Origin of the sequence: Chitinilyticum litopenaei DSM 21440, assembly GCF_000428145.1 — a bacterium.
Taxonomy (GTDB): domain Bacteria; phylum Pseudomonadota; class Gammaproteobacteria; order Burkholderiales; family Chitinibacteraceae; genus Chitinilyticum; species Chitinilyticum litopenaei.
This window is the reverse complement of sequence record NZ_ATZJ01000055.1, coordinates 1-19425: the sequence shown is the minus strand read 5'-3', so window position 1 is coordinate 19425 and position 19425 is coordinate 1. Positions and strand designations below refer to the sequence as shown.

Here is a 19425-nt window from a genome sequence, read left to right as displayed (position 1 = left end):
CCAAAAATCCGCGCATCCATCTGCACTTCACTCCGACCAGTGCGTCCTGGCTGAATCTGGTCGAGCGTTTTTTTCGCGACCTGACCGATGACCAGCTGCGCCGGGGTGTGTTTCGCAGCGTCGGGGAGCTGGAGGAAACCATTGCGCGCTACCTTGAGCAGCGCAACGCCACCCCCAAGCCTTACCGCTGGACCGCGACGTCATCTGCGATATTGGAAAAGGTTGCGAAAGCTAAAGATTCGTTGCGCTCAGAGCACTAGCTGGCGGCGGGTTCCGGCGTCCGCATGGGCGCCTTACTCCAGATGCGCGTGTTCAGGTCCAGCATGTCAACCACGCCCAGGTAGCGCTGCAGTTCCTCGCTCAAGGCGAGCGCCTGCTCGCCGCTGAGGAAGGAGTCGCCGCCATCGACCTGAAAGGGCTCGCCGCCCGGCAGCGCCAGCAGCAGCCGGCTGTCGCGGTAGACGGCATGCATCTCGCGAAAGCGCTCGTGCAGTGCCTTGAAGCGCTCCATGGTGCTGGGGGTGAGCAGGTAGCGGGCTTCGACTTCGTTGTCGGCCGATACCTTGAAGATGTCATTGAATTCGGGGTCTTCCAGCGTGAGGTAGCTGCCGAAGAAATTGTTGAGGAAATTGACGCTGCCGGGCTGCAGCAGGGTGCGGGAATAAAAGGCCTTGTTGTTGTCCGCCGACAGGAAGATGCCCCGGAACAGGGTGCGGTATTTGGTGCGGGTGCGGCGTTTGCCCTGCGAATCGGTATACGACTCCTGATAGGATTCCTCGGCGTGCACATAGCCAAAGTGCAGCGCGGTAAGCCCAAAGCGCCCTCCGATCCTGCCACTGCTGGTGTAGCGGTCGATCTTGCCGAAAAAGCCGGCTGCGACGAACTCGTTTTCGCTGATGCAGCGGTTCGGCTCGTAGCGCATGTCCGGCGCCAGCTCGGCCAGCAGGGCGGGGATGACTTCCAGCTTGAACTTGATCGCCGTTTTGCTGCCACGCTGCAGCCAGAGCATGCCAGCAATCAGTACGCCGATTCCCAGCGGAATGGCGCCGGCCAGCAGTTCGCGAAATATGGCCAGGGCGATGACCGCGAGTACGGCGGCGGCGCCGGCTGCCCACAGCATGTATTGCCCGTTCCGGCCGACTTCGGCCTCGCGTTCGTTTTCCAGACGGGCCAAGATTTGCTGGATGGCGGGGGAGAGCTGGGTCATCGCCATACCCGTACCGGTTCGCGCTCTTCGGCGGTGGCCTCGAACCAGCTGCGTTCCTTCAGTCCCATCATGCTGGCGAGGATGCTGGTGGGGAACATCTGGCAGGCGTTGTTGTAGTCGGTTACCGCCGCATTGAAGGCGCGGCGCGCGGCGGCGAGCTGTTCCTCGACTTCGTTCAGCGCGCGCTCCAGCGATTCGAAGCTGCTGCTGGCTTTCAGCTCGGGATAGCTTTCTGCCAGTGCCATCACCGAGCGCAGCTGCGCGCAGGCCTGCCCATCCATGCTCACCTTGCCGTCGTCGCTGGATTGCATGAAGTTGCTGCGGCTGGCGGCCAAGTCCTTCAGCAGCCTTTCCTCATAGCCCATGTACTTTTCACAGACGCTGACCAGATTGGGAATCAGGTCGTAGCGCTTCTTGAACTGCGCATCGATGGAGGCAAAGGCGAATTCCACCTGGTTTCTCTTGCTGACCAGAAAGTTGTACAGCAGGGCCAGCACGATGATTAGCAGCAAGGGGATGGCCCAGACGAGAAAGCTTGGCATGGCGAGTAGTCCAGAAAAGCGGCGGAAAAATAAACAGGCAGCCGGGGTGCAGGGGCGGGCTGCCGCGTAGCGTTTGCCGGTCCTTGGCAAACAATGCTTGCGAAAAGCTTACCATCGCGCTTGCCCTGCCTTCCGGAAAAGCATACCCACTGTTGCAGTAGGGGAACACGCGAGCGCGCCGCTTGGGCCTGACCAACATACGCGGCCCACCGCGCCGGGCATGCATGCGCAGCAAGCAACCGTTCAGCATCTGGCGCCAGCCCCTACAATGCCGCTGACGGGCGGCGTGTCGCCGCCGTAACGGAGCATCGCCATGACACGATTGTTTGCAGTACTGCTGTGCATTGGCGCGGCGCCGGCCTGGGCACTGGATTGCCAGAAGGCCGTCACCACGCCGGAGATCGAGCAGTGCGCGCGCAGCGCGCAGGAAAAAACCGAGCAGAAGCTCAATGCGGTGTACCGCAGCGTGCTGAAGCAGATTGATGCGCTGAGCAAAAACCCCGATACGCCGGAGCAGGCCGGCCTGAAAAAGCAGTTTGTCGATGCCCAGCGGCTGTGGGTGAAGTTCCGCGAGGCGGATTGCCAGGCGGTCTATACCTACTGGTCCGGCGGCAGCGTGCGCGGCACGATGTACCTTGGCTGCATGCAGGCGCGCGCCGAGCAGCGCATCAGCGAGCTGCAGGAGTTGGTCGAGGAGCAGTAGGCTCTCCGGCATGCCGGGTGTGCAAACCCCAGCGGGATTTGCGCACCCTGCCTTGCCGTTGCGGGCTGCTCAGCGTGCCCGCCTGATCAGCCGTTGGCGCAGCCGTTGCTGCAATTGCCGCTGTCGTCCGTTTGCAGGCACTGGCCGGCGAACATGAAGTAGAAGGCCGTGGCGCTGCCGTCCGCGTTCAGCACAAACAGCGCGCCGTCCTGATAAGTGCCATTGTCGGCACTTTGTTCCTGCGAGGACGGGGTGCCCTGGTTCAGGTGCACGTCGTCCATGCCGCGTGGCGGCAGCTGGCTGTTTTCCTGCGCACGCTGACGGCCGTAACTGTGCCAGCGCGGCTCGGACTGATCCTGCGTCGAATCATCGTAATAGGTGCCGAACACCACCAGGCTGGCGCCCACCGTCAGGGCTTGCGCCAGTTGCGCGCCGATCTGGTCGGCCGACAGCGGCGTGCCGGACTGGAAGGCGGCAATCACCGGGGCAAATTGCGCCTGGCGGATCAGGTCCAGCGCGCCGCTGCCGGCCTGCGTGGCCAGCGCCGTGAAGCCGGCGGGCGGATTGCCGGCGGCCGCGAGGATTTGCTGCATGTCGCTGGCGCTGACGGTGTTGCTGGTCATCAGCACATTCGGATTGGCGCTGCTCTGCGAGTCGATGTTCACCTGATAGCTGCGGCTGCCGTCGCTGCCCAGCAGATTGAAGTGCGACAGGCCGCTGAAGGAGGAGGTGTGGGTGCCTTCGACGTCGGTGACTTGGATGCTCAGGGTGCCGTAGGTTTTACTGGCGGGAAAGGGCATGGCGATTCTCCAGGGTGTTCTTGTTGTGATGGCGCAGAACCGGGCTGTTGTGCCAGCACCGGGCCGGGCAGCTTACCATGGCTGAATGCAGGCTTATCCAGCGGGAATGCTGGCGGTGGCGCGGCCTGTGGCGCTCACGCCACCGGGGCACTGGCCGCAGCCATGACCGCCGCCCGCAGGAAGCCCTGCGGGCGGCGGCGGTACGGTGCGGGGGGCTGGCCGTGCCGCTCAGGCCTCGTCCGCTCTGGCGGCGAGTGCCAGCCAGATTTCGGTGCGCAGATCCTTGGGCGCGGTATCGCAGGGGTCGTTGAGGTAGAGCTCGATGCCCGGCACCGGCTCGGGCAGCTCGCCGCTTTGCGGCAACCACACGCCGATCAGCCAGTGATAGGCCTGGTCCAGCTCGACGTAGGGGCCGTGATGCTCGATCACCGCATAGCGTCCGGCGGCAATCTGCGTGCGGTGCAGGCCGGCAGGCAGCGCGCCGCTGGCGGCGATTTCCACGCAGGCTTCCGAGCGCAGTTCAGGCCCGATCCGTCCCTGCCGCACATCGTCCGGGTCGTCGTGATACAGCCCGAACCAGCGCGCTCCGGGCACGGCCGGCAGCGCCGGCATGGCCAGCTCCAGCAGGCTGAAGGCCTCGCCAATTTCGATAAAAGCCCCTGCATGCGCGCGCGCTGCCAGATGAATCGGCGCGGTGAGGGTGCGATATTCCACCTTGTACATATCCAGCTCCTGATCAATGTGTGACTGGAGGGTGGCCAAGCGCACGCGGCGATATGCCCCAGGTGTCATGCCGTAGGCGGCAGCAAACGCGCGCACGAAGGCGGCGCTGCTCTGATAGCCGGCCCGCCGGGCCACGCGCAGCAAGGGCAGCTGCGCGGCCGACGCCAGATCCCGCGAGGCAAATTGCAGGCGCAAGCGTTGCTGCGTCGCGTTCACGGTTTCGCCCATCATTTCCCGGTAAATCCGGTGGAAATGATAGGGCGAGAAGTTCGCCACGCTGGCCAGTTCCTCCAGCGAGTAGCTCCGTGTCGGGTCCTGCCACAAGGTTTGCACCACGCGCATCATGCGCCGTGCGTAGTCCTGCAGGGTGCGTGCTTTGCTCATACATCCTCCAGGCCAAAAGTCTAGGCGGGGCGCATTGATCCGGGTTGCGGAGTCGGTGGGGCTGGCGCGACTGCTGGCCGGGGGCTCCTGACTGGCGCGACCATGCCGGCTTGTGATTATTGATCCGGTCCTCTGCAGTTTGAATTTCCGTTGGAGCGAGCTTGCTCGCGATCGGCAACGCTTCGCGAGCAAGCTCGCTCCTACGCGTGAAAACAACAGAGGGCCGGATCAATAGGTCGCTACCTCAGCAAAGTACAATTCGTCATCCCCGTGGGACACCGGCATGACGAGTTGCCGGGCTGGCTACCCAGTCAGGTCAGGTCTTGCGGATGCGCTGGGTCAGGCCCTTGAGGAAGTGGCGCAGGAACTGGTCGCCACAGGGCCGGAAATGCCTGTGGTCCTTGCGGCGGAACAGGGCCGAGAGTTCCGATTTCGAGACGCTGAAGCCGGCGGCTGCCAGCATGGCGCAGATGTCATCGTCCTTCAGCTCGAAGGCGGTGCGCAGCTTTTTCAGCACCAGATTGTTGTGCATCGGCAGCTCGATGGGCGGTGCGGGGCGGCTGTCATCCCTGCCGCGGCGCAGGATGATCAGTGCGTCGAGAAAATGCGCGAGAGTGAGGTCGTCGCATTCGGCAAAGCCTGGCTCGTCCACTTTTTTCAGAAAGGCCGCCATGTCGTCCAGGCTGACGGCATGGCCGGTCGATTGCACCAGCTCGGCCATTCTGGCGTCGGACAAATCCAGCATGAAGCGAATGCTGCGCAATACATCGTTATTCAACATGGGGCGGGCCTTGGTGGGTGAAGCGGGTATTTTACGCGGCCCCTGCGCTTGCCGGGCAGGCAAATCCCCTTGGGGGACTCGTTTTTCCGGGGACGCGGGACAACCCGGGCTACGCCCTCAAGCACGTCCCGCGCCTGATCCTCCCCTTGCGGGGAAACCTGCGCTTCTCAGCGGCTTTCAGGGCAGAACGTACTAATCAACGCTTGTGTGACTCTGGCCTCCTGAAGGAAAGACATAATCAGGTTGATTATTGAGCTGGTGCCTGCGGGATGCATGCGCCCAGTTTTGCATGGGGTATTGAGCTGTGGCCCTCTCATTTATTAGGCTGCATGTGGAATGGGTATTGGGTATGCGAGTTGCCCTGCCACCAGAGGGCGGCCAAGCGTTTCGGCACGGCGGGCGAGCGTTTCGGCACCGTGGCGATGGCGCGCCATCCCTAGACTGGCAGCTCCTTTCCCTTGCCGGAGTAGCCACATGCAACGCCTGATTCTCTCGTCCCTTTCCTTCCTGGCGCTGGCCGCCGCCAGCCACGCCGCCGATTTCCGCCTGTCCAGCCCGACGCTGCAGGCGGGAAAACCGATGCCGGTGCTGCACGAATTCAACGGCTTCGGCTGCACGGGCGCGAATGTGGCGCCGGTGCTGAACTGGCAGGGCGTGCCGGCCGGGACACGCAGCCTGGCGGTGACGGTGTTTGACCCCGATGCGCCGACCGGCAGCGGCTGGTGGCACTGGCTGGTGGTGAACCTGCCCGCCGGCAGCCGCACGCTCGACGCGGCTGCACTGCCGGAAGGTGCGCTGCAGACGCGCACCGATTACGGCTCTGCCAGCTTCGGCGGCGCCTGCCCGCCGGCAGGCGCTGCGCCGCACCGCTACCAGTTCACCGTCTGGGCGCTCGATACTGATAAGCTGCCGGTCGATGCCAATGCCAGCGGGGCGCTGATCGGCTATCTGCTGCGCCAGCATGCCCTGGGCAAGGCCGAGCTGACCGCCACCTACCAGCGCCCGGCCAGCCGCTAACCTTGCACGAATTGACCGCCATGACCGACACCCTCACCCATTCGCCGCCGCAGACCAGCCCCGTGCAGCTGCGCGTGGTGCAGCAGGGCACCATCACCGCCCGCAGCGCGCAGCATCTGCGGCGGGTGATGTGCTGGTCGCCGCTGCTGATGCGCGTGCGGCGCGGCCAGAAAATCCTCATCGATGGCGAGCACCGCCAGCAGGCCGGCCCCGGCCAGCTGGTCGCGGTGCCGGCCGGCACCGAGCTGGAGCTGATGAATCTGCCGGAGGCCGGGGCGTATGTCTGCGAAGTGCTGCAGTTTGCGCCGGCCTTGCTGCAGCACTGCCGCGACAGCCATGCCGGGGTGTTTGCCGGCTTGCTGGCGCGCCCCAACCCCGCGCTGATCTGCCCGCTGGACGCGCTGCCGGCGCGGCTGTGGGATGAGGTCTTTGCTGCCGCCAGCCAGCAGGAGCCCGATGAACTGCTGCAGCACCGCGCCGAGGGCCTGCTGCTGGCGCTGGCCGGCCACGGTGGCAGCCTCTTCATCGACCGCAGCGCGGCGCTGACACGGCGCGTGCAGCAGATGCTGCTGCTGCAGCCGGGCCGCGACTGGACGGTGGACGATCTGGCCGTGGCGCTGGGCGTGGGCGCATCCACGCTGCGCCGCCAGCTGGCGCAGGAAGGCACGTCGTTTCGCGAGTTGCTGGAGCAGGTGCGCCTCAACAGCGCGCTGGCGCTGCTGCAGGGCTCGCGCCAGCCGGTGGCGCGCATCGCCGAGCAGTGCGGCTACGCCTCGCCCTCGCGCTTTGCCGTGCGCTTTCGCAGCCGCTTCGGCATGAGTCCGCAGGAGCTGCGCCTGAGCTGCTGAATCGCCCGGATAGCTCATCCGCGCGACGCTGCCTGCGCTGGCGCCAGGCCGCCGCAGCCTTGCTGCCGACGGTAGGCGGATGAGCCGGCAATATGTCCGTTTGCACGGCGGTGCGTGGTCTAGCGTAAAAGCCCCGCCGGCTGAATGCAGCATAAAAGCGGGGCTGCCAAGGAGTGCAAATCATGATGATCGCCCGCTGGAGTATTGATGTCCGCTTTGGCCACAAGGCCGAGGCGGTGGCGCTGATGCAGCAATGGCTGCAGGACATCGGGAGCCAGATCGGCTGGACGCCGGACAGGGTACGGCTGCTGAATGGCTCGCTTGGTGCGAACGAATCGCTGCTGGTGTCCGAGCTGGAAATCGCCGACCTGGCCGAACTCGATGCCGCCTGGGCAAAACTGGCGCAGATCGATGCGCACCGCGACTGGGGCAAGGCGCTGGAGGCGCACATTGTTTCCGGTACGCCGCGCTGGGAGGTGTTTCGCGTGCTGTAATGCCGCCGCATCCTCGCGCCTTGCCGCCCCAGGGCGGCGCCGCCGGGCGTAAGCTGGGCTGTCGAAAGCCGGACCTGCAGCTTGAACCCAGGGGTATATGCTTGTAACCATTTCTGGTGAATGACTGTGGGTCTATACCAGTGTTTGTATGTGCGGTGGGCTCAGCCGGCGGCTGGCACAAGCCGCCGCTGGCCCGGCAGATCATTGCGGCGCGTATTGCGCCAGCACCTCGGCCTCGGTCAGTTTTTCGGTGTTGTTGGCAAAGTCGTAATAGGCCGGCTTGTGGTCGATGAAGATTTCGCTGCGGAAGTCCAGTGCAGTGCCTGCTTCAAACAGCCCGGCCGGGATGATGTATTCGCCGGTCGGCAGGAAGCGGTAGTAGAGGTGGCTGCCGCACTGGCTGCAAAAGGCGCGCTCGGCCCAGTCTGACGAGCGGTAGGCGCGAAGGTGTTCCTCGCCAGTGATGGTCACCGCGCTGCCGCAGTGCACCGCCAGCAGCGGTCCGCCGCCCCAGCGCCGGCACATGCCGCAGTGGCAGGCGCCGGCCTCGCGGTATTCGCCGGTTTCGATGCGGACGGCATTGCACAGGCAATGGGCTTTCATGGTGCTTCCTCCTTGGGTGATGGGCCGATGATGCGGATGTTCAGCGTGGCAGACTGGCGGGGGTGGCGCTTGTCCACCCTTGCGCAAGCGGTGGACAGCGCCGGACGGGAATCAGGGCAGATAGCCCAGGCGGAACAGCTCGTGCTGGCGGTGCTGCAGCGGGTCCTGCAGTGTGCACTGGCCTTGCGCGCCGGCCAGTTCATGCTGGCAGCTCCGGGGGGTGAGCGCCTGCTTCAGCTCGCCGATCAGGCCGGCAGACCACGCCTGCCCGGCGTAGCGGCTTTCGCGCAGGTGCACCAGCCTGGACAGCACCGTCGGCGCGGCCCAGGAGGTTTGCTCGCTGCACAGCGCGCCATAGCCCAAGCCCAGCAGGCCGGGATGCGCGTAGGTGTAGGGCCCCGGCTGGCACTGGTGGCCAAAGCCGGCGAAGTTGAAATTCACCAGTACGTCGAGGATCGCCAGCGAATTGCGCTGGAAATCCGGCACCGGTGGCAACGCGCCGCGCGGTACGCCCTGCGCGTCCAGCGTGCTGGGTGTCGCGCCGCTGTTGTAAAAGCCCACGCGCACGCGGTTGGGCAGCGGCAGCGCGTCGAGTTCGTGCTCGTCGGGCTGGTAATCGCCGCTGCCGGCCTGCACGCCCAGCACGCGTTCGCTGGCGAACAGCTGCTGCATGAAGGGGTCGTGGGCGCGCAGCAGCGCCTGTTGCTGGCTGCGATTCAGCCCGCCGCCGCACAGGCGCTCGGCCGAGGTGGCGATGCTGCGGCTCAGCTCCCAGCCGGCGGACATGTTCACATACTCCACCTGCTGCTCTTCCAGCACGCGCTGGCGAAATTGCGCACTGGCGGTGGCGACCTTCTGCCGGAAGGCTTCGGCATTGCCGGCGCAGAATTCGGTCTTGAACAGGCTGGCGAAATCGGGCACGTCGGCCACCACCAGCTCGGCCTGCGGATTGTGTTCGGCCACATAGCCCAGCACGACCGCCCCATGGCCGGCGTAGGGCTGGGCGACCTGCGGGCTGATCTGCTGCACGCGGGCGCGCAGGGGCTCCAGCCAGGCGGCGGGAATGAACGCATCCGGCGCCTGCTGCCGCAGCTGGCTCAGCGAGGCGTACATCCCGGCCAGGTAGCGCGGCATGCTCACGCTGGCGTTGCGCTGCCGGATCTGCCCGCTGGCATCCCATTCCCACTGGCTCTTGACGCGCGTGCGGTAGGTCACGGCGCTGGGCCAGTCCAGGCCGCCGGTATCGATGACCAGAATGGTCTGGTCGCTTTTCAGCTTCGCCGGCTGGAACTGGCCATCGCTGAAGCGCACGGTGACGGCCTCGCAGCGCGCATCCGGGCAGCTCAGGCCCTGCAGTGCCTGCAATTGTGCGTCCTGCCACTGCGTGGTCTGGCGCTTGAGCTGCGCCAGCGGGGTTTCCGGCGGCGGAGTCGGCGTCGGTGTGGGGGTGGGCTGCGGCGCGGGCTGGCTGCCGCCACCGCCGCCGCACGCGCCAAGGCCCAGCGCCACTGCGATTGCTGCAATCCGGAAGATGCGGTTCATGATTTTTCCTGTGTGAGTGCCGGCTGCCGGCAATGCAAAACGGGTTGCGGCGACTTGCCCATGCCGCGAAGACCGCAGCAGGCACTGCGACGCACGCGCCACAGCGGAAAACGGCAGCAGGCCTGCAAGGCCGAATCCCTCGGCAACAAAAACCGCAAGTCTTGCAAGGCAGCGGCGCAGGGCCTTGCCGGTTTTCTCTGCGCCCCTGCCTTGGGATTTATCCCGACCTGAGGCAAGGGCATTGCCGCCGCTGTGCGGCCCGCCTGCTGCCGGTACTGGCGCCGTAGTGCCTGGCCGGTAAATGAGATTGATTCATGCCTGCCCATTATGCTCAGTAAGTCCGGTGTCATGTCAACGGCTGAAAGTTGTCCGGAATTGCCATCTTGGCAACAGTGAGCGCCGGCTCAGGCATACTGCCGCGCAGGTTCACAGGACGGACACACGGCATGTATATCGGCGAAGTGGCCCGACGCACCGGGCTGACACACAAGGCCATCCGGCTCTACGAGGCACGCGGCCTGATCCGCGCCGGGCGGCGTGGCAAGTACCGCGTTTATACCGAGGCGGAGATCGACATCCTCGCCCTGATCATCGAAGCGCGAGCGCTTGGCATCACGCTGGCGCAGCTCGCCCCGGTGATCCGCTATGGCCAGAGCGGCCCCGACTGGGCGCGCATCGGCGTCTTCCTGCACGAGGTGCGGGCCCGCGTGCTGGTCGAGCAGGAGGCGCTCGCGCAGCGCCTGCGCCGGCTGGATGCGTGCATGGCGGCACTGGCCGCCTGCCCGGGGGCTTGACTCTGACCCATGGGGCAGACCGCAGACTGGTGCTGTTTTCACCCGACAGGACCAAACCGCCATGCACCACGGACCGAACCCGCACACCCTGATCTTGAACGGCAACCCCAAGCCCGACAGCCTGGCCGGTGCGCTGTGCGACAGCTACCAGGCCGCACTTGCGCCAGCCCGAACGGCGACCCGGCTGAACCTCCACGACATGGTCTTTGACCCCGACCTGCGCCAGGGCTATGACGCCGTGCAGCCGCTGGAGCCCGCACTGCAGGACTGGCAGCAGCAGTTGCTGCGTGCCGATCAGCTGCTGATCGTCGCCCCGGTCTGGTGGGGCGGCATACCGGCGCGGCTCAAGGGCCTGTTTGACCGCAGCTTTCTGCCCGGCTTTGCCTTTCGCTACCAGGCCGGCAATCCCTGGCCCGAGCCGCTGTTGCGGGGCAGGCGCGCCAGCCTGATCCTGACCATGGATGCGCCCGCCGAGCTGCTCGCCGAACAGGCCGCCCCCGTGCTGGCGCAGCTTGGGCAGTGCACGCTGGCGTTCAGCGGTCTTGTGCTGGACGAGCCGCTGCTGCTGGGCTCGGTACAGGCATCCACCCCCGGACAGCGGGCGGACTGGCTCGGCCAGGCCGGCCAGCTCGCCAGGCGCCAGAGCGAGGCCTGCTTGCAGCCAGCCTGAAGCCGGGTGGCAGGTAGCCAGCTCAACAACTCGTCATGCCGGCATGGCGAGTTGCTGAGGTCTGATCAGGCACTTCGCCGGCCCCCGCCCGGCCTGTGTGTGGCCGGGCGGGGCGGGCTTTAGCGCGCGGCAGCGCCGGCCGGCAGCGAGCGTGCCAGCCGGAAGCCGATCGACGGGTTGCTGTACGTCGGCTCGATGGGTGCGCGGTCGGTCAGGTGCATGTCGAAGGTGTTGTCGAAGCTCGCGCCGCGCAGGATGCGTACCGGGCTGTCGACGGGACCGAGCGGATTGCGCTGCGCCTCGGTCGTGAAGGTGCGCTCGCCGTCGTTCGTCCATTCCCAGACATTGCCCGACAGGTCGTGCACGCCCAGCGCATTGGCCGGGTAGCTGCCGACCGGCGCCAGGCGCGGATGGCCGTCGTCGTAGTCGGGCCACGGTGTGAAGCCGGCGGCCAGCTCGCCGAAGTAGGCCATGAAACTGGCATCGGCGACATTGGCGGTCGGCTTGCCGTTCACCAGCGGGCTGCCGTTGCCCCAGGCGTTGACGATGTCGCGGCCGCGCTCGCGCGCCGCATATTCCCACTCGGCCTCGGTTGGCAGACGGTAGCCGAACACCTTGCCCACGTCGCGGGTCGGCTGGCCGGCGGAGTCGAGCAGCGCGCCGGTGTTTTCGTCATACGCGCGGGGCCAGCCGCGCTGCTGGTTCAGCCAGTTGATGTACTTGATCGCATCGAACCACGTGACATTGATCACCGGGTTCTGGCCGCGCCCCATCTCGACCTGGCCGATGTCGAGCGAGCTGGCCGGCGTGCGGCCGGTCGCGCGCGTATAGCGGTCATAGTCGGCAAAGGTCACCTCGGTCTTGCCGATCTGGTAGCTCGACAGCGTGACCGGATGCAGCGGCGTCTCGTTCGGGTAATTGAAGCCGTTCTCGACGGTCGCGCCCATGATGAAGGTGCCGCCGGCGACAGTGGCCAGGCCGCGCTTGGCGGCATTGGCCGATTGCCACGGTCCCCACTCGGCCCCCGGCGCCTCGCCATAGGACCACCAGCGTGCCTGCCAGTCCTCGCCATCGTGGCTGACGGTTTCGCCCTGTTGGTAGGCGCGGTTGGCCTGCCAGCTTTCCGCTGCGAAGGCGGCCGGAAAGAGGCCGGCCAGCACGGTGGCAAACAGCGCATGCAGCGCCATGCTCTTGCTCTTGTTCATGTTTCCATCCTCATTGTCTTGCGGTCTGTGCCGCTTTAACGCACCGGTCGGAATTGGCCGGCCGGATCAGTGTACCGGGATGGCTGGCGTGTGCTGCCGGAAAATGCATGGTTGTTGTAAGTTTGCGGCAAATCCGTAATGTTGGCCTGCTTGTACATCCTCTTGCCGGGTATATCTCCATAAGCATTTAATTCAATGCCATGTAGCGATATACCAGAGCATGTTTCTCATTCTCTCGCAGCTGCTGCGGTGCAGCTCCGCGCCGGTTATCCTGCCGCTGGCTTACGGAAGATGGGCTCGATTACGCCCCAGTGTCATCAAGTCGCCAGCAAATCTCCATCAGTTCTCCATCGGCATCGCGCAGCATGCAGCGTGTTTGCGACGGGGAGAAGAAGATGACGAACATGAAGATAGGCGGCCTGCTGGCGCTGGCCGCCGTGCTGGCCTGGGCGAGCGGTCTCCTGAGTGCGCCGCATTGGTACTTTGGGCGGGATTTTCTGCCCATCGGCCAGCTGTTCCCCGGCCTGTGGCTGAGTGTGTGCCAGCTGGCCTTGCTGGTGCTGATGCGTGTGCAGTTAAGCACCGCTAGGCGTTGCGCACTGGCGGTGCTGGCCGTGGCGCTGCCCGCAGTGCTGCCGGCGCTGCTGTTCCAGGTGCTGATCGGGTGGGGCGTATTGCCGCTGGCAATGCGGGAATGGGTAGATGTACTGGCGGAATGGCTGCTGGCTCCGCCCTTGCTGATCCCTCTGCCGCTGCTGCTGCTGGCGGCGGCGGTCGCTGGCAGCCCATGGCGACCAGTGCCAATGTACTGCCCGCTCCTGCTGCTGGCCGTGCTGCTGCCTGCCGGCGCGCATTTTCTGGCCTGGCCTCCGATTGAGGACGGGGCCTATTTCCAGCTGCGTTGCGATTGCAATGGAGGGGGGTACTGGCCGCAAGCCCCCTGGGTATTTGCCATGCTGGTCGCGTATGCCCAGCTGTTGTGTGTCGTCTCGCTGGAGAGCCGCACGGCCGCGCGAGCGCCGGGCTGGCGCTTCTGGCTGATGCAGCTGGCAGGGCTGGAAGTGCTGCTGCTGGCCTATCCCCGGATCATGCGGCAGGGGTTGTTCATGGGGAACGCACTGTTGGAGCAGGCCACGGCGCTCATGGTCTTGCTCGCGGTGCTGCTAGCTCTCGCCCTGGTGTGCTTGCGCCTGCCGTCGCTGTGGCGTGCGGGCGCAGTGATGATGCTGGCGGACGTGTGCCTGCTTGGCGCATCGGCCTGGCAACTGGCTCGTGTGTGAGTGATCCTGCCGCCGATGCTGCGCTGCAGTAAATGCGCCTTTCTTTTCCATTGGGCGCGCGGCCATAATCGGGTGTTCATCCCGGAAATCCGCATCATGTCCACCGCCGCATCATCGCAATTTGCCCAGGGCCGGGCGCGCCGCCAGCAGGCGCCGCTGGCCGGCCATGCCGAGCCCGGCAATATCCGGCGTGATCCGCTGCCCCTGCTGGAAGCCAGCAGCGCCGGGCGCATTGCCCGGCTGGTGCCGCTGCGCTACGGGCGCATGCTGGTGTCGCCGTTCACCTTCTTTCGCGGCGCGGCGATGCTGCAGGCGCACGATCTGGCCGGCACGCCGCACAGCGGCATCATCCAGCAGATCTGTGGCGACGCGCATCTGGGCAACTTCGGCGGTTTTGCCTCGCCCGAGCGAACGCTGCTTTTCGATCTGAACGATTTCGACGAAACGCACCCCGGCCCCTGGGAGTGGGATGTGAAGCGGCTGGCGGCCAGCTTCGTGCTGGCCGCGCGCACCGGCGGCTTCAGCCGGCACAGTGCAGACGAGATCGTCTACCGGCTGGTGCGCAGCTATCAGCGCTGGATGGCGCATTACGCCGAGAAGGGCGCGATGCAGGTCTGGTATGACCGCATCAGCTACGAGCGCCTGCTCGACAGCATTGACGACGAACACGCGCGCGAGGTGCTGGGCCGCGAAATGAAAAAGGCACAGAAACGCACGCACGAGCGCCTGCTGCCCAAGATCGGCAGCAAGGTCGAGGGCCGCTGGCAGATCAACGACGAGCTGCCCTCACTGTTTCACATCTTCGGCGAAAACCCGGTCTTCGGTGCCGAGGAGCGCAAGATGCTGCTGGGCAACCGGCAGGCGCTGGCGCAGCAGCTGTATGGCGAATACCTGGCGACGATCAGCATCAGCCACCGCCAGCTGCTCGAACGTTTCAGCATGCAGGATCTGGCGTGCAAGGTGGTCGGTGTCGGCAGCGTCGGCACGCGCTGCCTTGTGCTGCTGCTGACCGACGAACAAGACAAACCGCTCTTCCTGCAGATCAAGGAAGCGCGGCCCTCGGTGCTGGCGCCCTATGTGCCGGCGGGCGTTTCGCCCTACGCCAACGAAGGCCAGCGCGTCGTTGTCGGCAAGCGGCTGATGCAGGCCTTCAGCGACATCTTCCTCGGCTGGTCGCATGCGGGCGGGCATCACTTCTACTTCCGCCAGTTGCGCGACATGAAAATCTCGCCGGCCATCGAGCGCTATTCGCCGACGGTGATGGCGCTCTACGGCGAGCTGTGCGGCTGGGTACTGGCGCGCGCGCATGCCCGCAGCGGCGGCTTTGCCGGCGAAATCAGCGGCTATCTGGGGCGGGATGACGAATTCGCCAGCGCGCTGGTGCGCTACGCCGCAGCGTATGCCGACCAGAGCGAGCGCGATTACGAGCTGTTCCGCGCCGCCTGCCTGAGCGGTCGGCTGGAAGCGCAGTCGGAGGATGATTTCGTCGCCGCGATGACGGGCGGATAAGGCATCCATCCAGACGGCAAACTCTTACGTGCCCGGTGTACCGGTGTTGAGCGAAGGGAAATCCGCCATTGATCCGGCCCTATGATGTTTTTACTCGTAGGAGCGAGCTTGCTCGCGAACAGCAACTTCGCGAGCAAGCTCGCTCCTACGGAAATTCAAACTTCTGAGGGCCCGATCAATAGCGGCCGGGCGCAAAGCGGAAGACATGCTCGCGGTGCCCCCTGGGCGGAATCGTCAGTGTCGTAGTCAGCACTTCTCCCTGACTGCTGGCGCTGACCGTGTACTTGCCGGCCGGCAGTCGTGCGTAGAGCAGCGGGCCTTCGCTGGTGGTGGCCAGCACCGTCTGCTGCTGCGTGTCGCGGATCGTCACCGCCACGCCGGCCAGATAGGCGCCGCTGCCGCGTTCGGCGAAGGTGAGGTGGGTGTTGTAATTGCCGTAGGCCTGCTGCAGCGTGGCGAGACTGTCTTCGCCGACACCGCCGGAGACATAAGGCGCAGCGCTGGCGCTGGTGGCTCCGGCAAGCGCGGCGGCCAGGATCAGGGAACGGACGATCGGGCTCATGGTGGTCTCCTTGCACGGCGTGTGATCATGCCCGGATCGCCGTGGCCCGCCGTAATGCCGCGCGGTGCGTCCGGGGTGAGTCTGCCTTGATTCTTTTTTGATAGACCCGCCCCGGCGCTGCGGGTTGCGTGAACGTTCACATCCGCCGGCCCGCCGGAACGGGATGGGCAAGTGAGCGCGGCCATTGCGGCCCAGGTCAGCTCGTGTGTCTAATGCAGGATTCAAGTCAAGGAGTTGAAAGCATGGCAGGTTTGCGTGATTCGATGCTGGGGCTGGGCGTCAGCATTGCCGTGGGGCTGGTCTTGTCCTCGGCCATTGTCAGCTATACGGCGGGCCGCATCAGCGGCAACAAGCAGTCGGTGTCGGTGAAGGGGCTGGCGGAAAAGGCGGTGAGCGCCGATCAGGCGCGCTGGAGCATCACCGTGCAGGGTGGGGCGACGACCTTGCCGGCGGCATTTGCGCAGCTGCGCGCCAATCGCCCGGCGCTGGTCGATTTCCTCAAGCAGCAGGGGTTCGCTGAAAAACAGCTCGCCTTCGGCCGCGAGGAATACGAAGTGGTTTACAAGCAGGACGAGGAAGGCCGCCCTACGCGCGAGGTCGAGCAGTATGTGGCCAGCCAGAGCGTGCAGCTGGCCAGCAATGATGTGAAGCGCGTCGATGCCGCTGCCGGCAAGATCGTGCAGCTGGTCGAAAGCGGTCTGCCGATCCGCGTGAACGACCCCGAATATCTGGTCAGCACACTGGAAGCCGTGAAAATGTCGCTGATCGCCAACGCCACGCGCAATGCGCATGACCGCGCGACCGAATTCGCCAAGACCGGCGGCGCGACGGTGGGCGCGATGAAGTCGGCCAATCAGGGCGCTTTCTACATCCTGCCCGCGCAGGGCGGCGGCAGCGATGACGACTACGGTGGTGCTTACGACAAATCCACCATCGACAAGATCGCCCGCGTGGTGGTGACCGTCGAGTACGCGATCAGCCAGTAAACCGCACCATCCGGGCGGCACGCCGGCAGAAAGGAACCCCGCATTGGTGTGCGGGGTTTTTTATGGGTATGCTCTTTGAGCCCATGCAGTTCAATGGCTTTGCAGATATACCCTTTCGATTGTCATGATCGGGCAGCTACCCCGGCCAGCAGGGCATTCGTCATTCCCGCGTCCCACAGGGACTTCCTGCGGTCGCAGGCGGGAATTCTGCTGCAATGCCTGCTCGCACGGCGCTCGGGATGCCGGCCTGCGCCGGCATGACGGGCTGTTTCGGCGGCCTTGCCGGGCAGACGGCCAGCGTTTACCTGGTGCCCCGGCTGATGCTCAGCCTGCTGATGGCGTAGTCGTGGCCGGCCGGATCCTTGCCGATGTTGAAGGCATAACCCAGCGAGTCGATCAGCAGGAATTCCTGGCGGTTCACCCGGCCATCGTCGTCGGGCTGGTCGCTGCAGACCAGACGGCGGGCCAGGCCGTCCAGCGCCGGATCAAAGCTGTTTGCCGGCTGGCTGGCCTGTTGCGTGCAGCGGCGCTCGATCAGTCGGGCGTGCGGATCGCCGGGGAAATCGGCCAGCCGGGTTTTCAGGGTGAGGCTGGCGCCATCCGCGAGCTGCTCCGGCAGCGTGTAGGCGAATTCGTCGGCCAGCGAAGTGGACGGACGGTAGCCGCCCACGCTCAGGCGCTGCACCAGCAGGTTGGCCAGCGAATGGTCGGCGATGTCCAGCTCCAGCCCGCGCGTGCGCGCTTCGGTGTGCAGCAGCGCACCGTTGGCGCGCACGCGCACTGCGGTTTCGTGCTCACCCTGTTTCAGCACATACGACAACTCGCGGAATTTCGGCTGCAGCGCCGGCAAGGCCTTCAGCAGCGCGGCGTGGCTGGCGCTGACGCTGGCCGGCAGCGCGCTGTCCTTGCCATATTTCACCGCGCTGGGGGCGGGTGCCGGTTTGGCCGGGGCAGGGGCTGGGGGCGGCGGCAGGTCGGGGCGCAATTGTGCGAGCTGGGCGGCGCCGAGCTTGCCCGCCAGCACGCACGACACGGCCAGCGAGCCCGGCGTCGGCCCTTCGTCGACCACCAGCAGGCGTGCGATCCGTTGCGGATCGTCGGCAAGGTGGCTGACGCTCCGCCATTGCCCGTCTTGCCAGACCTCCAGGCGCAGTGGTGTGCCCGGCTCGCTCACCGCAGCCTTGCTGCCGTGCAGCAGCGGCTTGAGCGCTGGCAGTGCCGTGCGGGCGTCGCCGACGGCAACCAGGCTCCAGGTATAGAGTTCGCCCGCACCGGGCAGTGGCAGCTGGCTGAGCTGCAATTGCGTGAAGCTCAGCCCCGCTGCGTTCAGCGGACTGGTCAGTTTGATGGTCAGCAGGTCTTTCGGCGCCTTGCTCCTGCCGGCCTCGGCGGCCGGCGTCAGCGCATCGCCCGCGCCCAGCCTGGCCGAGTTGGCCGCGCTGAAAAAGCGGCCGTCGCAGTGGCTGAAATCGGTGAGCAGGGCATCGTTGGCCAGCGTGCAGGCGGGCCAGAGCAGCAGGGCCAGTGCGCAGCTGGCAAAGGAGGGGCGGGTCAGGGGCATGGCAGGCTTCGGCGGAGCGGGGAGAACGGTGCCGAGCACTCTACCGCAGCCGGGCGGCCTGACCAAGCGCTGGCAAGTGGCGATGGCAAGCATGGGGTATCGGCCTGCAAGTCATGTTGTGCATGCGTTATGTACTGATCACGGGTGGGGTATGTCCGGCGTCGATCCGGCGGTGGCCTCCGGGTGCAGGTGCACGGCCAGCCACAGCGCGCCGTCGCTGACGCGGCATACCGTGTGCGGCGTGCCGGCGGGGAGGAAAAGGTAATCGCCGGCCGCCAGCGCCACCGTTGCACCGGCCACGTCCAGCACCGCCTCACCCTGCAGCAGCAGCACCCATTCGTCCTGCGCCTGCACATAGCTCGTCGCCGCAATGCGCGGCGAACTGACGATGCGCTCGATCAGCAGATTGCGCTGCGCCAGCAGCACATCGAAGCGCTCGCCCTCGGCTGGCGTGCCGGCATGATGGAACAGATTGCCGCGTTGCATGATTGATTCTCCAGCTCGATAACTCAGCCCGGCAAACCTTCAAAGCCCGTCCTGATCAGAAACCCTTCTCAGCAAACCACAAAAACCGATTGAACCACAGAGGCACAGAGGGCACAGAGGAAGCAAACCCTGAGAAATGCCTTTGACGTGCTCCTGCTTTTCTCTGGGTTCTCTGTGTCGTTGTGCTTGATTTGGGTTTTGCTGAAGTACCTTTTTGCTGCCTGATTAGGCTCTGTTGAGGTTTGATTGATTTTCCTGATTATGTCTCTCCTTCAGAAAGAGAACGGATGTTCTATATTGAAATCCGGTTCAGCCAAGGAGCGAGATCATGATCAACGGCATCCAGTTCCAAAAAGGTCTTTCACTGCCTGAATTCGTGGCCAGCTACGGCACTGAAGCACAATGCCAGGCGGCGCTCATCAAGGCGCGATGGCCAGATGGCTTTCGCTGTCCGCATTGCCAGCACCCGCTGGCCTATGAATTTCAGCATGGTCACCATCGCTACTGGCAATGCCGCTCCTGCCAGCATCAAACCAGCCTGCGGGCAGGCACCATCATGGAGCAAAGCAAACTGACGCTGAGAACATGGATGCTGGCCATCTATCTGGTTACGCAAGCCAAGACCAACATTGCGGCGCTGGCATTGCGACGACAACTCGGCATCAGCTGGAAAGCCGCATGGTTGCTGAAACACAAGCTGATGGAAGCCATGCGCCAGCGGGAAGAGT

General features: G+C 65.3%; 21 protein-coding genes and 1 pseudogene. 11 read left to right on the top strand and 11 right to left on the bottom strand.

Annotated features, from left to right (window positions below):
- A pseudogene (locus tag C515_RS0115280) lies at positions 1–260 on the top strand (IS630 family transposase); the annotation flags it as partial.
- Here the strand turns inward: C515_RS0115280 and C515_RS0115275 are convergent.
- Positions 257–1207 (bottom strand): DUF3137 domain-containing protein, encoded by a 951-nt coding sequence (locus tag C515_RS0115275; protein WP_043649918.1) that lies wholly within the window; start codon positions 1205–1207, stop codon positions 257–259. The pseudogene C515_RS0115280 and the gene C515_RS0115275 overlap by 4 nt on opposite strands.
- Positions 1204–1749 (bottom strand): LemA family protein, encoded by a 546-nt coding sequence (locus C515_RS0115270; RefSeq protein ID WP_028456234.1) that lies wholly within the window; start codon positions 1747–1749, stop codon positions 1204–1206. The genes C515_RS0115275 and C515_RS0115270 overlap by 4 nt, the downstream gene beginning before the upstream one ends.
- Positions 1750–2062: 313 nt before the next feature.
- On the opposite strand from C515_RS0115270, the gene C515_RS0115265 reads away from it, so the two are divergent.
- Positions 2063–2452: a lysozyme inhibitor LprI family protein gene (locus C515_RS0115265; RefSeq protein ID WP_043649915.1), complete on the top strand. Its 390-nt coding sequence runs from the start codon at positions 2063–2065 to the stop codon at positions 2450–2452.
- An 86-nt stretch (positions 2453–2538) separates the two neighbouring features.
- Here the strand turns inward: C515_RS0115265 and C515_RS0115260 are convergent, their stop codons facing one another.
- The 3 genes from C515_RS0115260 to C515_RS0115250 form a co-directional block, all read right to left on the bottom strand.
- Positions 2539–3252, bottom strand: a complete 714-nt coding sequence (locus C515_RS0115260; RefSeq protein WP_028456232.1) for a DUF2278 family protein — start codon at positions 3250–3252, stop codon at positions 2539–2541.
- 228 nt (positions 3253–3480) lie between these two features.
- On the bottom strand, positions 3481–4359 hold the full coding sequence (locus C515_RS0115255; protein WP_028456231.1) for an AraC family transcriptional regulator: 879 nt from the start codon (positions 4357–4359) through the stop codon (positions 3481–3483).
- 316 nt (positions 4360–4675) lie between these two features.
- Positions 4676–5140, bottom strand: a complete 465-nt coding sequence (locus C515_RS0115250) for a YehS family protein (RefSeq protein ID WP_028456230.1) — start codon at positions 5138–5140, stop codon at positions 4676–4678.
- Between the two features lie 474 nt (positions 5141–5614).
- Between C515_RS0115250 and C515_RS0115245 the strand changes: the two genes are divergently transcribed.
- The 3 genes from C515_RS0115245 (at position 5615) to C515_RS0115235 (ending at position 7499) form a co-directional block, all read left to right on the top strand.
- Positions 5615–6157, top strand: coding sequence for a YbhB/YbcL family Raf kinase inhibitor-like protein (locus C515_RS0115245; RefSeq protein WP_028456229.1), 543 nt, complete (start codon positions 5615–5617; stop codon positions 6155–6157).
- 20 nt (positions 6158–6177) lie between these two features.
- Entirely contained in the window at positions 6178–7005 is an 828-nt protein-coding gene (locus C515_RS0115240) for a helix-turn-helix transcriptional regulator (protein WP_144290488.1), read from the top strand.
- Positions 7006–7187: 182 nt separating this feature from the next.
- A complete protein-coding gene (locus C515_RS0115235) occupies positions 7188–7499 on the top strand; it encodes a hypothetical protein (protein ID WP_028456227.1) in 312 nt (103 codons plus the stop codon).
- A 201-nt stretch (positions 7500–7700) separates the two neighbouring features.
- Here C515_RS0115235 and C515_RS0115230 read toward each other — a convergent pair whose 3' ends face one another.
- Positions 7701–8102 carry a GFA family protein gene (locus C515_RS0115230; RefSeq protein WP_028456226.1) on the bottom strand — a complete coding sequence of 134 codons (402 nt, stop codon included), beginning with the start codon at positions 8100–8102 and terminating at the stop codon, positions 7701–7703.
- Positions 8103–8213: 111 nt separating this feature from the next.
- Positions 8214–9644, bottom strand: coding sequence for a hypothetical protein (locus C515_RS24815; RefSeq protein WP_028456225.1), 1431 nt, complete (start codon positions 9642–9644; stop codon positions 8214–8216).
- A 446-nt stretch (positions 9645–10090) separates the two neighbouring features.
- Between C515_RS24815 and C515_RS0115220 the strand changes: the two genes are divergently transcribed.
- Together C515_RS0115220 and C515_RS0115215 are read left to right on the top strand one after the other, a co-directional pair.
- Positions 10091–10438 carry a MerR family transcriptional regulator gene (locus C515_RS0115220; RefSeq protein ID WP_028456224.1) on the top strand — a complete coding sequence of 116 codons (348 nt, stop codon included), beginning with the start codon at positions 10091–10093 and terminating at the stop codon, positions 10436–10438.
- A gap of 61 nt (positions 10439–10499) precedes the next feature.
- Positions 10500–11108: an NAD(P)H-dependent oxidoreductase gene (locus C515_RS0115215; protein WP_028456223.1), complete on the top strand. Its 609-nt coding sequence runs from the start codon at positions 10500–10502 to the stop codon at positions 11106–11108.
- Positions 11109–11227: 119 nt separating this feature from the next.
- Here the strand turns inward: C515_RS0115215 and C515_RS21430 are convergent, their stop codons facing one another.
- Positions 11228–12313, bottom strand: a complete 1086-nt coding sequence (locus C515_RS21430) for an SUMF1/EgtB/PvdO family nonheme iron enzyme (protein ID WP_051305011.1) — start codon at positions 12311–12313, stop codon at positions 11228–11230.
- 395 nt (positions 12314–12708) lie between these two features.
- Here C515_RS21430 and C515_RS0115200 point away from each other — a divergent pair, with 395 nt between their 5' ends.
- Both C515_RS0115200 and C515_RS0115195 read left to right on the top strand, forming a co-directional pair.
- Positions 12709–13593: a hypothetical protein gene (locus C515_RS0115200; RefSeq protein WP_144290487.1), complete on the top strand. Its 885-nt coding sequence runs from the start codon at positions 12709–12711 to the stop codon at positions 13591–13593.
- Positions 13594–13689: 96 nt separating this feature from the next.
- Positions 13690–15102, top strand: a complete 1413-nt coding sequence (locus C515_RS0115195; protein ID WP_211234074.1) for a DUF2252 domain-containing protein — start codon at positions 13690–13692, stop codon at positions 15100–15102.
- A 175-nt stretch (positions 15103–15277) separates the two neighbouring features.
- On the opposite strand, the gene C515_RS21425 is transcribed toward C515_RS0115195, so the two are convergent.
- The gene (locus C515_RS21425) at positions 15278–15664 is read right to left on the bottom strand and encodes a hypothetical protein (RefSeq protein WP_051305010.1); all 387 of its coding nucleotides are present in this window, start codon (positions 15662–15664) and stop codon (positions 15278–15280) included.
- 242 nt (positions 15665–15906) lie between these two features.
- Between C515_RS21425 and C515_RS0115185 the strand changes: the two genes are divergently transcribed.
- Complete coding sequence (locus C515_RS0115185) at positions 15907–16650, top strand: SIMPL domain-containing protein (RefSeq protein ID WP_051305009.1); 744 nt, start codon at positions 15907–15909, stop codon at positions 16648–16650.
- A 301-nt stretch (positions 16651–16951) separates the two neighbouring features.
- Here the strand turns inward: C515_RS0115185 and C515_RS0115180 are convergent, their stop codons facing one another.
- Positions 16952–18211 (bottom strand): hypothetical protein, encoded by a 1260-nt coding sequence (locus C515_RS0115180; RefSeq protein ID WP_028456219.1) that lies wholly within the window; start codon positions 18209–18211, stop codon positions 16952–16954.
- A 138-nt stretch (positions 18212–18349) separates the two neighbouring features.
- Complete coding sequence (locus C515_RS0115175) at positions 18350–18697, bottom strand: cupin domain-containing protein (RefSeq protein WP_028456218.1); 348 nt, start codon at positions 18695–18697, stop codon at positions 18350–18352.
- A gap of 328 nt (positions 18698–19025) precedes the next feature.
- On the opposite strand from C515_RS0115175, the gene C515_RS0115170 reads away from it, so the two are divergent.
- Positions 19026–19425, top strand: a 400-nt coding sequence (locus C515_RS0115170; RefSeq protein ID WP_043648228.1) for a transposase, incomplete at its 3' end; no start/stop codon positions are given.